This window comes from Rhodococcus sp. GXMU-t2271, from assembly GCF_041414735.1.
In the GTDB taxonomy this organism is placed as follows: Bacteria; Actinomycetota; Actinomycetes; order Mycobacteriales; family Mycobacteriaceae; genus Rhodococcus; species Rhodococcus indonesiensis.
Genome location: NZ_JAUIZP010000057.1, coordinates 77,008 through 90,352, shown reverse-complemented (window position 1 = coordinate 90,352; position 13,345 = coordinate 77,008). Strand labels below are relative to the sequence as shown.

General features: G+C 71.0%; 15 protein-coding genes. 10 read left to right on the top strand and 5 right to left on the bottom strand.

Annotation, left to right across the window (positions count from 1 at the left end):
* Window positions 1-4 precede the first annotated feature (4 nt).
* Window positions 5-748 (top strand): alpha/beta fold hydrolase, encoded by a 744-nt coding sequence (locus tag QYS60_RS20515; protein ID WP_371384121.1) that lies wholly within the window; start codon window positions 5-7, stop codon window positions 746-748.
* A 7-nt stretch (window positions 749-755) separates the two neighbouring features.
* Here the strand turns inward: QYS60_RS20515 and QYS60_RS20510 are convergent, their stop codons facing one another.
* Window positions 756-1,631 carry an A/G-specific adenine glycosylase gene (locus QYS60_RS20510; RefSeq protein WP_003935982.1) on the bottom strand — a complete coding sequence of 292 codons (876 nt, stop codon included), beginning with the start codon at window positions 1,629-1,631 and terminating at the stop codon, window positions 756-758.
* Between the two features lie 95 nt (window positions 1,632-1,726).
* Between QYS60_RS20510 and QYS60_RS20505 the strand changes: the two genes are divergently transcribed.
* Both QYS60_RS20505 and QYS60_RS20500 read left to right on the top strand, forming a co-directional pair.
* Window positions 1,727-2,353 carry a carbonic anhydrase gene (locus tag QYS60_RS20505; protein WP_003935981.1) on the top strand — a complete coding sequence of 209 codons (627 nt, stop codon included), beginning with the start codon at window positions 1,727-1,729 and terminating at the stop codon, window positions 2,351-2,353.
* Window positions 2,354-2,411: 58 nt separating this feature from the next.
* Window positions 2,412-3,185 carry a hypothetical protein gene (locus QYS60_RS20500; protein WP_371384120.1) on the top strand — a complete coding sequence of 258 codons (774 nt, stop codon included), beginning with the start codon at window positions 2,412-2,414 and terminating at the stop codon, window positions 3,183-3,185.
* A 37-nt stretch (window positions 3,186-3,222) separates the two neighbouring features.
* Here QYS60_RS20500 and disA read toward each other — a convergent pair whose 3' ends face one another.
* Window positions 3,223-4,308, bottom strand: a complete 1,086-nt coding sequence (gene disA, locus QYS60_RS20495; RefSeq protein WP_003935979.1) for a DNA integrity scanning diadenylate cyclase DisA — start codon at window positions 4,306-4,308, stop codon at window positions 3,223-3,225.
* A gap of 97 nt (window positions 4,309-4,405) precedes the next feature.
* Here disA and QYS60_RS20490 point away from each other — a divergent pair, with 97 nt between their 5' ends.
* A complete protein-coding gene (locus QYS60_RS20490) occupies window positions 4,406-4,966 on the top strand; it encodes a PaaI family thioesterase (protein ID WP_371384119.1) in 561 nt (186 codons plus the stop codon).
* An 8-nt stretch (window positions 4,967-4,974) separates the two neighbouring features.
* On the opposite strand, the gene dinB is transcribed toward QYS60_RS20490, so the two are convergent.
* The 3 genes from dinB to QYS60_RS20475 form a co-directional block, all read right to left on the bottom strand.
* Window positions 4,975-6,222: a DNA polymerase IV gene (gene dinB, locus QYS60_RS20485; protein ID WP_371384118.1), complete on the bottom strand. Its 1,248-nt coding sequence runs from the start codon at window positions 6,220-6,222 to the stop codon at window positions 4,975-4,977.
* A 25-nt stretch (window positions 6,223-6,247) separates the two neighbouring features.
* Window positions 6,248-7,660, bottom strand: a complete 1,413-nt coding sequence (radA, locus tag QYS60_RS20480; protein WP_040781902.1) for a DNA repair protein RadA — start codon at window positions 7,658-7,660, stop codon at window positions 6,248-6,250.
* A gap of 107 nt (window positions 7,661-7,767) precedes the next feature.
* On the bottom strand, window positions 7,768-8,406 hold the full coding sequence (locus QYS60_RS20475) for a lipoprotein (RefSeq protein ID WP_003935975.1): 639 nt from the start codon (window positions 8,404-8,406) through the stop codon (window positions 7,768-7,770).
* 286 nt (window positions 8,407-8,692) lie between these two features.
* On the opposite strand from QYS60_RS20475, the gene carD reads away from it, so the two are divergent.
* The 6 genes from carD (at window position 8,693) to QYS60_RS20445 (ending at window position 13,335) form a co-directional block, all read left to right on the top strand.
* Window positions 8,693-9,181 (top strand): RNA polymerase-binding transcription factor CarD, encoded by a 489-nt coding sequence (carD, locus tag QYS60_RS20470; protein ID WP_003935974.1) that lies wholly within the window; start codon window positions 8,693-8,695, stop codon window positions 9,179-9,181.
* Between the two features lie 27 nt (window positions 9,182-9,208).
* Entirely contained in the window at window positions 9,209-9,901 is a 693-nt protein-coding gene (gene ispD / locus QYS60_RS20465) for a 2-C-methyl-D-erythritol 4-phosphate cytidylyltransferase (RefSeq protein WP_371384117.1), read from the top strand.
* Window positions 9,902-10,378 carry a 2-C-methyl-D-erythritol 2,4-cyclodiphosphate synthase gene (gene ispF, locus QYS60_RS20460; protein ID WP_371384116.1) on the top strand — a complete coding sequence of 159 codons (477 nt, stop codon included), beginning with the start codon at window positions 9,902-9,904 and terminating at the stop codon, window positions 10,376-10,378.
* A gap of 11 nt (window positions 10,379-10,389) precedes the next feature.
* Window positions 10,390-11,784 (top strand): cysteine--tRNA ligase, encoded by a 1,395-nt coding sequence (cysS, locus tag QYS60_RS20455; protein WP_054371580.1) that lies wholly within the window; start codon window positions 10,390-10,392, stop codon window positions 11,782-11,784.
* Window positions 11,784-12,746, top strand: a complete 963-nt coding sequence (gene rlmB, locus QYS60_RS20450) for a 23S rRNA (guanosine(2251)-2'-O)-methyltransferase RlmB (RefSeq protein WP_003935970.1) — start codon at window positions 11,784-11,786, stop codon at window positions 12,744-12,746. Before cysS ends, rlmB begins: the two co-directional genes overlap by 1 nt.
* 118 nt (window positions 12,747-12,864) lie before the next feature.
* Window positions 12,865-13,335, top strand: coding sequence for a hypothetical protein (locus QYS60_RS20445; protein WP_371384115.1), 471 nt, complete (start codon window positions 12,865-12,867; stop codon window positions 13,333-13,335).
* Window positions 13,336-13,345: the final 10 nt, after the last annotated feature.

Sequence of the window (13,345 nt, the reverse complement as noted above, 5' to 3'; positions counted from 1 at the left end):
GGTTGTGTTGCACGACGAAGGTGGTTCCGGGCGGCCCATCCTGCTGCTGCACGGCCTGATGGGCAGCTCCCGCACGTGGCGACGGCACGTGCCGTGGCTGCGCAGCCACGGCCGCGTCCACACCTTCGATGCCGCCGGCCACGGGCGTCCCGCCCCGGACCGGCTCACCACCGAGGCGTTCGTCGCAGACCTCGCCGCGCACGTCGACGGCATCGGTGAACCCCTGGTGGTGATCGGGCACTCGATGGGCGCCCTGCACGGGTGGTGCTTCGCCGCCGCGTACCCCGACCGGGTGGCCGCCCTCGTCGTCGAGGACATGGCCCCCGACTTCCGTGGCCGGACCGCGGCGGACTGGGCCGCGATGATCGCGCAGTGGCCGCAACCGTTTCCGGACGAGGACGCGGTCGTCGGGTACTTCGGCGACGTCGCCGGACGGTACTTCCTCGATTCCTTCGAGCATCGCGCCGACGGCTGGTACCTGCACGGGGAGGTGGGCACCTTTCGGGACATCTCCGAGGAGTGGGGCGCCCGGCACTTCTGGGACCAGTGGCGGTCGATCTCGGTGCCGGCCCTGCTCGTCGAGGGCGAGTTCACCATCACGCCCGATGGGCAGATGCGGCGGATGGCCGCCGAGCACCCCCGGTCCCGGTACGTCCGGATTCCGGGCGCGGGGCACCTGGTGCACGACGAGCGCCCCGGCGAATACCGCGCCGAAGTCGAACGATTCCTCGACACGCTCGACGAGTGAGCGCGGCTCACCCCTCGCCGGCGAGCGCGAAACGCCCGTCGTCGGTCTGCTCGACCAGGCCGTCCACGAGCAGCGAGTGCAGCGCCCGGTCCCGTTGCCCCGGATCCGCGAGCCACACCTGATCCAGCACCGGCCGCTCCACCGGGACGTCGCTCTCGCGCAACACCGCCATGAGCCTGCCTCGCACCTGCCGGTCGGTGCCCGTGAACTTCTGCACCCGGCGGGGCGGTCCGGCATGGGCGGGCCGCCCCGCCGACACCCACTCGCACCGCGGAAGCGGACACCGGGCGCAGTCGGGGGAGCGGGCCGTGCAGATCGTCGCGCCGAGTTCCATCAGGGCTGCGGAGAACGTCGCCGCCCGCTCGCGGGTGCGTGGCAACAGTGCCTCGACGTCGGCCAGGTCCCGCGTCGTCGAGGGATTGCCGGGCTCGGCCGCGCCGTGCACCGCGCGTGCGACGACCCGGCGGACGTTCGTGTCCACCACCGGGACACGCCGGCCGTACGCGAAACAGGCGACGGCACGCGCCGTGTAGGCGCCGATGCCTGGAAGGGTCAGCAGCACGTCCACGTCCGCCGGCACCTCGTCGCCGTGCTCGGCGGCCAGGACGCCGGCGCACTCGTGCAGCCGCAGGGCCCGTCGCGGATACCCGAGCTTGCCCCACGCGCGCAGCACGTCGGCCCGGCTCGACGCGGCCATCGCCGACGGCACCGGCCAGCGCTGCACCCACTCCAGCCAGATCGGGGCCACCCGGACCACCGGGGTCTGCTGCAGCATGACCTCGCTCATGAGGATCTGCCAGCCGGTGACGCCGTCCTCACGCCACGGCAGATCCCTCGCCTCGGCGGCGTACCAGCGCAGCAGGGCGGTCGCGTCGACCGGCATCTCTCACGTCCTCCCGTCGGAATGTCGGGCCGATGTGACCTCGCGGTAACCCGGCCGTGCGAAGCGCGTCACAGGCGAGGGTGGATAATGTCCGCATGCCGAACTCCAACCCCATCTCTGCCTGGAAGGCCCTGACCGAGGGTAACCAGCGGTTCGTCAGTGGCACCCCGCTGCATCCCAGCCAGGGCATCGACCGTCGCGCCGAACTGGTCAACGGACAGCACCCCATCGCGGTGCTGTTCGGCTGCGGCGACTCCCGCGTGGCCGCCGAGATCATCTTCGACCAGGGTCTCGGCGACATGTTCGTCGTGCGCACCGCCGGTCACGTGATCGACGGCTCGGTCCTCGGCTCCATCGAGTACGCCGTGGGAATCCTGGACGTGCCGCTGATCATCGTGCTCGGTCACGACAGCTGCGGCGCGGTCAAGGCCACCCTGGACGCGCTCGACAAGGGGCAGATCCCGCCGGGATTCATCCGTGACATCGTCGAGCGTGTCGCACCGTCGATCCTCATGGGCCGCAACGACGGGCTGTCCACCGTCGACGAGCTCGAGGGCCGGCACGTGGTGGAAACCGCGAAGCTGCTCAGCCAGCGGTCGCAGATCATCGCCGAGCGCGTCGCCGACGGCCGCTGCGCGATCGCCGGCGTCACCTACAAGCTCTCCGACGGCCGTGTCCAGCTGCAGGGGCACGTCGGCGACATCGGTGTGACGGTCGACTGACGCGACACGCCGACTTCGGTGCGGCGGCCCTTCGCCGGTGGCACATACCGTGTGAGACGTGCTTGAACCGAACGGGCCGCTGCCCCCCGAGATCTACTGGCGTCGACGCGCGCTCGCCGTGGGTGTCGGCGTGGTCGTGCTTGCGCTCGTCGTGTGGCTCGTCCTGTCCCTGACCGGAGGGGGCGACGACCCGGAGCCGGACGCGGCGGCCGCCGGCGTCCTGACGTCCGAGACCAGCACCACCCGCACCCCGACCAGCAGCACTGGAGACGAGGCGGACGACGACACGGCCGACGGTGTCGCCGCCGCCGGTCCCGGCGGGTCCTCCGGCGGCACCGAGTCGGGATCGTCCCAGCCGGGGTCGTCCCCGTCGAGCACGACGTCGGGGTCCGCCGCGTCCTCGAGTTCCGCGGCGGCGAGCGCATCCGCCGTCGCCGCCGGCCAGTGCCCGGACCAGGCGCTCGCCGTGCGGGTGACCGCGGACCGGCCCAACTACCAGGTGGGCGAGGAACCCGAGTTCACGATCGTCATCACCAACATCGGCACGACCGCGTGCGAGCGTGACCTCGGCGCGGGTCTGCAGCAGGTGCTGGTGTACTCACTCGACGGCAGCCGGCGGTTGTGGTCGAACACCGACTGTTTCCCCGAGTCGACCGCCGACGTGCGCAAACTGCCGCCGGGTGGTCAGGCCGCGTTCGCGGTGAAGTGGTCCGGAACGACTTCCGAACCCGGATGCCAGGCGCCGCGGGAGCGGGTTCCGGCCGGCGCCTACACGGTGGTCGGCCAGCTCGGCGGCCTGCGCAGCACGCCCGAGCCGTTCAACATCGCCTGATCCGTCGCCCTGTGCCCGATCGGCACCGGGGTGCGGATCAGTCGTACGGGCCGTTGATCGACGACTCCGCCAGCCGTGACAGGCCTTCGCGGATGGAGCGTGCCCACAGCCCGCCGATCCCCTCCACGGACTGCAGGTCCGCCGCCGTTGCCGCCAGCAGGCCCTGCAAGCTCCCGAACGAGCCCACCAGCCGGTGGATCTGCGAGGACTGCAGCCGCGGCACGCGGTGCAGCACGCGATAACCACGCGGACTTGTCGCGGTGTCCAGGGCCTCGATCGTGCCCGGATACCCGAACACGCGCGCCAACGTCGTCAGATCCAGTAGGTCGACGTCGGTGAGCCGATCCAGCGCGGCGAGGGTCTGCTCGACTGCGACGAGCTGCGGGGCCTCCGAACCGGCCAGATAGTCCCGCACGATCAGCTGGCGGGCCAGGTCGTTGTCGCCCACCAGCTCCTCGAGCTGCAACGCCAGCTGGCGGCCGTCGGTGCCCAGTTGGAGCACCTCCTGTTCGATCTCCACCGAGACGCGCCGCACCATCTCGAGCCGCTGCGCGACGGTGAGCGCATCGCGCAGCGTCACGAAGTCCTCGATCTCCACCACCGAGAGCTGCCGGGTGACCTCGTCCAGCCGCGACTTGTAGCGTTCGAGCGTCGCGACGGCCTGGTTGGCGCGCGAGAGGATGGTGGCCGAATCGTTGATCACGTGCCGCTGACCGTCGACGTAGACGGTCACGATGCTCATCGACTGGCTCACCGACACCACCGGGTAGCCCGTCTGGATCGCGGTGCGCTCCGCGGCGCGGTGCCGCGTGCCCGATTCGACGGTGGGGATCCGATGATCGGGTACCAGCTGCACGTTGGCCCGCACGATCCGGCTGCCGTCGGTGGACACCACGACCGCGCCGTCCATCTTCGACAGCTCCCGCAGCCGGGTGGGGGCGAACTCCACGTCCAGCTCGAAGCCGCCGTCGCACAGCGCCGCCACCTCGTCGTCGAACCCGAGAACGATGAGGCCTCCGGTGCGGCCGCGCAGGATGCGCTCGAGACCGTCGCGCAGGGCGGTGCCGGGTGCAAGCCGGGCGATGGTCTCGCGCAGCGTCACGGACGGTGCCACATCGGTCATCGATGGTTCCTTTCCGTGTCCGGCCGGTGCGGCGAACGCCACTTCGTGTCGGTCCGCCCGGGGGAGCCGACCGAACCGCCGACTAGATTACTTCCCCATGAGCGGTACCTGGACCCTGCCCGACGACCTCGCCCTTCCCGAGCTCCCCGACGACCATCCCGGGGCGGGCGCACCGATTCCGTCTCATTGGAGCAGGTGCTTCGGCTGCGGTGACGACCAGCCCGCGGGAATGGCGATGCAGTTCACCTTCGGGGAGGGCCTCGAGGTCACCGGCATGCTCGACTTCGCGAACCGCTACCAGGGCGGTCCGGGCTTCATCCACGGCGGGATCCTGACCACCGCGTTCGACGAGGCGCAGGGCATGGCGTGCATGGTCCTGCGCCGGCCCGTCGTCACCGGCCACCTGCAGATCGACTTCGCCGCGCCCATCCCACTCGGATCGGTGCTGGAACTGCGCGCGCGGATCGACGGCACGGTACGCCGCAAGGTCTACACCAGCGCGGAGGCCCGCATCGTCGAGGGCCCGTTCGCCGACCCGGACGTCGTCGTTGCGACGTCGCGCGGGCTGTTCCTCACCGTCGGTGCGGAGCACTTCGACCGGGCCAAGGACTTCGTCGACGGCGTGCCCGTGTCGCCGCACGGCACCTCGTCCGTCTGACACCGGGGTCACTCCGGGAGGAGGGGCACGGCCGGGTGCGGCCGCCGGCCGAGCAACGAGGCCGAGGTGAGCGCGCGCGTACCGAACCGGCCGTGCACATCGTCGAGCACGGCGTCCAGTGCGCGACGGTCGACGGCCGGGTGACCGGCTGCCGCGCCGTCGCGGGGTGGTTCGTCGAACGGCAGCTCGAGCTGTTCGGTATCGGCGGAGTCGAGATTCGACACGCCCACCCCGATCAGGGTCAGCCCCCGGTCGGAGACCAGTGGCTGCGCGAGTCCGAGCAGTTCCCGCGCGGCGCCGAGGACGACGTCGGTGCGGGCCGTGGGTGCGCGCAGCGTGTGCGATCGCGTCGCCCGGGAGTAGTCGGCGAAGCGCAGGCGCAGCACGACGGTGCGGCCGGGACGACCGGCCGCACGCATGCGGCCGGTGACCCGTTCCACCAGCATTCGCAGGGTCGCGTCGATCATCTCGGGATCGTGTCCGCCGGCGCTGCGGGGCCGGCCGAGGGCGTGCTGGGCCCCCATGGTCCGGCGCCGACGGTGGGGCCGGACGGGTCGCGGATCGTATCCCTGCGCCAGCGCATGCAGGTGACGTCCCACCGACCTGCCGAGCAGCGCGACGAGCTCGACCTCGCTCTCCCGTGCGAGGTCGGCCACGCGGTGGAGGCCGTGCGCGTGCAGCGTCGCGGCGGTCACCTTGCCGACACCCCACAACCGTTCGACCGGTAACGGACGCAGGAACTCGAGTTCCCGGTCGGGCTGCACCACCAGCAGCCCGTCGGGCTTGGCGACCCCGCTTGCGACCTTAGCGAGGAACTTGGTCCGGGCCACCCCCACCGTGATCGGCAACCCCACCTGTTCGGCGACGTCGCGCCGCAGCCGGGCGGCGATGTCCGCCGGGGTGCCGTCGATCCGCCACAGGCCGGCGACGTCGAGGAAGGCCTCGTCGACGGAGACCGCCTCGACGAGTGGCGTGGTCTGCTCGAACACCGCGAACACGGCGCGGCTGGCCTGCGTGTACGCGTGCATGCGGGGAGGAACGACGATCGCCGCGGGGCACAGGGCGCGGGCGGCACGTCCGGACATGGCCGTCGCGACGCCGAAGGCCTTCGCCTCGTAACTGGCGGCGAGAACGACGCCGCCCCCACCCACGATCACGGGACGGCCGCGCAGGCGTGGGTCGTCGCGTTGTTCGACCGAGGCGTAGAACGAGTCGAGGTCGGCGTGCAGGATGGTCGCGTGACCGGACACGAACATATGTTCGCATCCGGTTCCGACAGGGTTACAGTCCCAGCGCGGCCAGGGCCTGACCGACGTTGCCGACCTCGATCGGACCGCCGTCGGAGCCCGGGGGCCGCGACGTCCGCCGTCCCGCCTGCGCGAGTTCGTGCGGCACGATCGCGCGGCCGAAGCCGAGCCGGCTCGCCTCCGCGATGCGTCGGCCGGCTCCGGTGACGCGGCGGACCTCGCCGGCCAGGCCGACCTCGCCGAGCAGTACCGTGCCTGGCGGCAGGGGGCGTTCCCGCGCGGCCGACGCGACCGCCAGGGCCAGCGCCAGGTCCGCCGCCGGATCGGTGATGCGCATGCCGCCGACGGTCGAGGCGTAGACGTCGCACTTGCCGAGCGGCAGCCGGCATCGCCGCTCGAGCACGGCCAGCACCATCGCGACCCGCGCCGCATCCAGGCCGCTGACGGCGCGCCGGGGTGCAGGGTTCTGCGTCGGCACGACCAGGGCCTGCAGTTCGCCGAGCAGGGGCCGTTTCCCGTCCATGGTGACGGTCACGGCGGTCCCGGCCACCTCCTCGGTCCGGTGGTGCAGGAACAGTCCCGACGGATCGCTGACGCCGACGATGCCGCCCTCGGTCAGTTCGAAGCAGCCCACCTCGTCGGCGGCGCCGAAGCGGTTCTTCACACCCCGCACCATGCGCAGGGTGGAGTGCTTGTCGCCCTCGAAGTGCAGAACCACGTCGACCAGGTGCTCGAGCGAGCGCGGCCCCGCCACCGCACCGTCCTTGGTGACGTGCCCGATCAGCAGCACCGGGACACCGCTGGCTTTGGCGAGCGAGGTCAGCGCGCTGGTCACCGCCCGGACCTGGGTGACGCCGCCGGACACGCCCTCGACGTCGGCGGCGAGCATCGTCTGCACGGAGTCGACGACGAGCAGGGTCGGTTTCACCTGCTCGATGTGGCCGAGGACGGTCGCCAGATCCGACTCGGCGGCGAGAAAGACACGTTCGTGCACGGACCCGGTGCGGTCGGCGCGCAGGCGCACCTGGCCCGCAGATTCCTCCCCGGTGACGTAGAGGGCCCGGTCGTCGCTGCCGCGCTGCGCCCAGCGATGGACCACCTCGAGCAGCAGTGTGGACTTGCCGACGCCGGGCTCTCCGGCGAGCAGTACCACCGAGCCGGGTACGACGCCGCCGCCGAGCACGCGGTCGAGTTCCTCGATGCCGGTGGGCTTCGCGTGGGTGGTCCTGCTGTCGACGAGGGTCAGCGGTGTGGCGGGGGTGGTCGGGAGCAGTGCAGCGGCCCCGGCGCGGGCGAGCGAGGTGCCGGGCCGCGCCGCCACCGCGGTGGGCAACGCCGGCGCCTCGTCCATCGAACCCCACGTCCCGCAGTCCGGGCAGCGGCCCACCCATTTCGCGACGGTGTGCCCGCAGTCGGTGCACCGGTAGGTCGACTTCGTCTTTGCCACCGCGCCAGCCTAGGGCCGGGGGCCGACACGACAGGGTGCCGACATGAGAACGGGGCCCGGACCGAGTGGAGTGCTCGGCCCGGGCCCCGGGAGTGTCGGGGTGCCGGTCAGTGACCCTCGCCCTCGACCGGCGACTTCTCGGAGACGTTGCGCTCGACCTCGGTGCCTGCGTCGACCGGGACCTGCACGGTGACGTCGCCGGCCTCGGCGAAGGTGAACGTGACCGGAATGGTCAGGCCCGGGCGCACGCCCTCCTTCAGGCCGGTGAGCTCGACCTGGGCGACGGACGGGGTGTCGGAGGACTCCGCGGCCTCGGCGGGACGCGGGGACTCGTCGGTTGCGGCCTCGGCGGTCGCGTCCTCGGCGAGGGTCTCACCGGTCAGGCCGGCCGAGATCGACGCCTGCGGCTCGATGCGCAGGCCGGACACGCCGGTGGTCGACGACGCAAAGTCGGTGGTGATGCGGGTCAGCTCGTCGGGGGTGGTCTCGCTCAGGTTGACCACGGTGAAGCCGAGTGCGGCCTTGCCTCCGGGTTCGAGGCTGTACTCCTCGGAGTCCGGGTAGATCACGTGCACGTTGCGCAGCGCGATGTCCCCGACTTCGGCGCTGTTGCCGTTGACCGCGGCCACCTGGGTGGCGGTCTGGCTGATCTGGCCGGCGCCGCAGGCGGACAGCGTGAGCGCCGCCCCCGCGGCCAGGGCGAGAGCGGTCGCGACTCGGCGAGTCGGCGCTTTGAGAGCAGTCACGGGTTGTCCTCCACTCGAGTAAGGCTCGCAATCCACTAGGCAGAGTAGTAGTAGAAGAGCGCCGAGTCTGCGCCGGGGGCGGAAGTCGTGGCTTTCGTCCTGCCCGGGCGCCTCGTTGAGGCCGTCGAGGGTTGCTTCGGGTGACGTGTCGAACATCACGGGATACACGGAACCGATTGGCTGTCAAGTCCTACGCGCACGCCTCTGTGCCCCTGACCTGCGCCGTTGATGGGAGCCGGATGTAAGCACGTGTTAAACTCGAAGAATCGAAAGGGGCACGGGACACATGATTTTCAAGGTCGGAGATACCGTCGTATACCCCCATCACGGTGCGGCGCTGATCGAAGCTATCGAAACTCGCACCATCAAGGGTGAGCAGAAGGAATATCTGGTTCTGAAAGTCGCTCAGGGCGACCTGACGGTTCGGGTACCTGCGGATAATGCGGAATACGTCGGGGTTCGCGACGTGGTCGGGCAAGAGGGCCTCGACAAGGTTTTCCAGGTGCTGCGCGCGCCGCACACCGAAGAGCCGACCAACTGGTCGCGGCGGTACAAGGCCAATCTGGAGAAGTTGGCCTCCGGAGACGTGAACAAGGTCGCCGAGGTCGTGCGCGACCTGTGGCGGCGGGAGCAGGACCGCGGCTTGTCCGCAGGTGAGAAGCGGATGCTGGCCAAGGCCCGGCAGATTCTCGTGGGCGAACTCGCCCTCGCGGAAGGCACGGACGACGTCAAGGCCGACAGCCTGCTCGACGAGGTGCTCGCCGCCGCTTCCTGAGCGGCCACGCGCACCGCAGAACTGCAGATGAACGATCGCAACGGGCCGGTCGTCGGAATCATTCCGGCGGCCGGCCGTGGCGTACGCCTGGGCGAATCGCTGCCGAAGGCGTTCGTCGAACTCGACGGGCGCACGATGCTGGACCGGTCCGTCGCGGCCATGCTGACCTCGGCGGCGGTCGACCGGGTCGTCGTGGTGGTGCCGCCGGAACTGGTGGCGTCCGTCGCGGCCACGGCGCCGCCGCAGGTGCGAGTGGTGGCGGGCGGCGCAGAACGCACCGATTCGGTGCGCGCCGGACTGGCGGCCGCGGACGACGCCGCCTACGTCCTGGTGCACGACGCCGCACGCGCCCTGACTCCACCGGTGCTGTTCGCCCGGATCGTGGCGGAACTGCGCGGCGGTCGTCGTGCAGTGATCCCGGTGCTGCCGGTCGCGGACACCGTCAAGAGCGTCGACGGCGCGGGCCGGGTCACCGGCACCCCCGACCGGTCCGCTCTCCGCGCGGTGCAGACGCCGCAGGGATTCGCCGCCGACCTGTTGCGCCGAGCCAACGCCGGCGCCGGCGACGCCACGGACGATGCGGGCCTCGTCGAGCGCCTCGGCGAGAGTGTGTACACCGTTCCGGGCGAACCGCTCGCCTTCAAGATCACCACACCGCTCGATCTGGTCCTGGCCCGCGCCGTGCTCGCGGCCGGGACCCCCGTCCGACAGGAGAGATGAGTGCGCGTCGGAATCGGTACCGATGTCCATCCGATCGAACCCGGACGGCCGTGCCGGCTGGCGGGGTTGCTGTTCGAGGATGCCGACGGATGCGCAGGCCATTCGGACGGTGACGTCGCGGCGCACGCGCTGTGCGACGCACTGCTCTCCGCGGCCGGTCTCGGTGACCTCGGTTCGGTCTTCGGTACCGGCCGCCCGGAGATGCACGGCGCGAGCGGGGTGTCGATGCTCGCCGAGGTGCGGCACCTGCTCGACCTGCAGGGCTTCACGATCGGGAACGCGGCCGTCCAGGTGATCGGGAACAGGCCGAAGATCGGTCCCCGCCGCGACGAGGCGCAGCAGGTGCTGTCCGAAGTCCTCGGTGCGCCGGTGTCGGTATCCGCGACGACGACGGACGGGCTCGGGCTGACCGGGCGCGGCGAGGGTATCGCCGCCGTCGCGACGGCACTCGTATTTCCGCGCGACGACGACCGGTAGGATTGCCGGTCGTGACCTTGCGCTTGTTCGACACCGAATCGCGGGCCGTGCGGGATTTTGTTCCGCTGGTCCCCGGCCGGGCTTCGGTGTACCTCTGTGGCGCGACGGTCCAGGGCGAGCCCCACATCGGTCACGTGCGCAGCGGCGTCGCGTTCGACGTGCTGCGGCGTTGGCTCATGGCCAAGGGCCTGGATGTCGCCTTTGTGAGAAACGTCACAGACATCGACGACAAGATTCTGCGTAAGGCCGCCGAGGCAGGCCGCCCCTGGTGGGAGTGGAAGACGACGTACGAGCGGGCCTTTGCGCACGCCTACGACCGGCTCGGAGTGCTGCCGCCGTCCGTGGAGCCGCGCGCGACGGGTCACGTCACCCAGATGGTCGAGCTGATGCAGCGCCTGATCGACGCCGGCCACGCGTACGCGGCCGACGGCAATGTGTATTTCGACGTGCTCAGCTACCCCGAGTACGGCCGGTTGTCGGGGCACCGGATCGACGACGTCCATCAGGGGGAGAGCGCGGGGAGCGGCAAGCGGGACCCGCGTGACTTCACCCTGTGGAAGGCGGCGAAGCCGGACGAGCCGTCGTGGCCGACGCCCTGGGGCCGCGGCCGCCCGGGCTGGCACCTCGAGTGCTCCGCGATGGCGGAGTACTACCTCGGGGAGTCCTTCGACATCCACTGTGGCGGCATGGACCTGGTCTTCCCGCACCATGAGAACGAGATCGCCCAGGCCAAGGCCGCCGGTGACGGGTTCGCGCGGTACTGGCTGCACAACGGCTGGGTGACGATGGGCGGCGAGAAGATGTCGAAGTCTCTCGGCAACGTGCTGTCCATCCCGAACGTCCTCGCCCGAGTGCGTCCTCAGGAGCTGCGCTACTACCTGGGCAGTGCCCACTACCGGTCCATGCTCGAATACTCCGACGCGGCTCTGCACGAGGCGGCGGCGGGGTACCGCGGACTGGAGTCGTTCGTCCTCAAGACCCGGGACCGGGCCGGTGAGATCCCGGTGGGAACGTGGACCGAGGAGTTCGCCGCCGCCCTCGACGACGATCTCGGCGTGCCGAAGGCGCTCGCCGAGATCCACGGCCGGCGCAGCGAGGGCAACAAGGCGCTCGACGCCGGCGACCTGGACACTGCGGTGCACATCGCCGGACAGGTGCGTGCCATGCTCGGGATCCTCGGGGTGGACCCGCTCGACCCGCACTGGGCCGAGGTGGCCGGCAGCGACTCGGCGGCCCTCGAAGCCCTCGAGGTGCTGGTGGCCGCAGAGCTCGAGCGCCGGCAGGCAGCGCGGGCTGCGAAGAACTGGGCGCTCGCCGACGAGGTGCGCGATCGATTGACGGCGGCGGGCATCGAGGTGACCGATACGCCCAACGGACCCGAGTGGTCCCTGAAAGCAGGGCAGTGATGGCTGGTAATTCTCAGCGACGAGGTGCGATCCGCAAGGGTGGTACCAAGAAGGGACAGGTCGTCGGCTCCGGCGGGCAGCGCCGCCGCGGGCTCGAGGGCCGTGGGGCCACCCCCAAGGCCGAGGACCGTCCGTACCATCCCGCCGCGCGGCGCGCCCGTGCTGCGGCGAAGACCGCCGACAAGCGTGGTCGCAGCACGGCCGGTCGCAAAGGCGAGGACGGCCCGGAGATGGTGCTGGGCCGCAACCCGGTGGTGGAGTGCCTCCGCGCGGACGTTCCCGCGACGGCCCTGTACGTCGCCGTGGGCGCCGAGGCGGACGAGCGACTCAAGGAGGCCGTGCAGCGGGCCGGAGACGCCGGCATCTCGATCCTGGAGGTCCCGCGCGGCGAGCTCGACCGGCTCACCGCCAACGGCATGCACCAGGGCATCGGACTGCAGGTCCCGCCGTATCGCTACGCCCACCCGGACGACCTGCTGGCCGTCGCCCACGACAACCACGAGCGGCCGCTGCTGGTGGCTCTCGACAACATCACCGACCCGCGGAACCTCGGCGCGGTGATCCGCTCGGTCGCGGCGTTCGGCGGCCACGGCGTGCTGATCCCGCAGCGTCGCAGCGCGGCCGTCTCGGCGGTGGCATGGCGAACCAGCGCGGGCGCCGCGGCCCGCCTCCCGGTCGCCCGGGCGACCAACCTGACGCGCACCCTCAAGGACTGGCAGTCCCGTGGGGTCCGGGTCGTCGGTCTGGATGCGGGGGGCGACACCACCCTCGACGATTTCGACGGCACGGACCCGGTGGTGATCGTCGTCGGCTCCGAGGGTAAGGGACTGTCCCGCCTGGTCCGGGAGACGTGCGACTCTATCCTGTCGATCCCGATGGCCGGCGACGTCGAGTCGCTCAATGCGTCCGTCGCCGCCGGTGTCGTGCTCGCGGACATCGCGCGTCAACGCCGCATGCTGTAGCTCCCTCGGCCGTGCGGGCGGTGAAGTCTTATCGGCCGCGCGACCGGTGTTCGGGGAACCGTTCCGGTTCCGACCGCGTCGAATCGGGTAGACCTGATCGACCGCGGACGGGGGACACATGGCACAACGAACCGAATTCACCGGACGGATCGCTATCGATCCGCCGCTGAACCGACACGAGATCGACTTTCTCGTCGCGTTCGCCGGACCGGCGAGCGGCCCCCACCGGTCACCGGCCGACGGGTTGCCCAGCCGGGGGCGCCCGCTGTCGTGGTGCCAGTGGGTACCCACCGCCGACGGCACCGCGCTGGTGTGGAACGGCGGCGAGTGCTTCTACTTCTACACGGAGTGGCTGGCCTACCTGATCGACACCTTCCTTTCGCGCCGGGCGCGGCTGCAGCGTGCCTCGCGTGCGACGGTTCCGTCCGGGAACTTCACGTTCGACCACGTTCTCGCCGGTACGGTCGACGTTCGCACACCGGCGGGCACGCTGCTGCGAATCACCGTGCGGGACAACCACGTCCAGGAGTGTGTCGTCGTGGAGCCGAGCCCTGCGGTCCGGCCGCCGAGAGATGTCGCGGTGTCCTGAGCTGTTCCGC

Excerpts from the sequence above, each read along its gene's own strand:
- QYS60_RS20510 (WP_003935982.1), bottom strand. The coding sequence starts at position 1,631 with ATGCCGGTCGACGCGACCGCCCTGCTGCGCTGGTACGCCGCCGAGGCG.
- QYS60_RS20445 (WP_371384115.1), top strand. The coding sequence starts at position 12,865 with ATGGCACAACGAACCGAATTCACCGGACGGATCGCTATCGATCCGCCG.
- carD (WP_003935974.1), top strand. The coding sequence starts at position 8,693 with ATGATTTTCAAGGTCGGAGATACCGTCGTATACCCCCATCACGGTGCG.
- rlmB (WP_003935970.1), top strand. The coding sequence starts at position 11,784 with ATGGCTGGTAATTCTCAGCGACGAGGTGCGATCCGCAAGGGTGGTACC.
- disA (WP_003935979.1), bottom strand. The coding sequence starts at position 4,308 with ATGACCGATGTGGCACCGTCCGTGACGCTGCGCGAGACCATCGCCCGG.
- dinB (WP_371384118.1), bottom strand. The coding sequence starts at position 6,222 with ATGTTCGTGTCCGGTCACGCGACCATCCTGCACGCCGACCTCGACTCG.
- QYS60_RS20490 (WP_371384119.1), top strand. The coding sequence starts at position 4,406 with ATGAGCGGTACCTGGACCCTGCCCGACGACCTCGCCCTTCCCGAGCTC.
- QYS60_RS20505 (WP_003935981.1), top strand. The coding sequence starts at position 1,727 with ATGCCGAACTCCAACCCCATCTCTGCCTGGAAGGCCCTGACCGAGGGT.
- ispD (WP_371384117.1), top strand. The coding sequence starts at position 9,209 with ATGAACGATCGCAACGGGCCGGTCGTCGGAATCATTCCGGCGGCCGGC.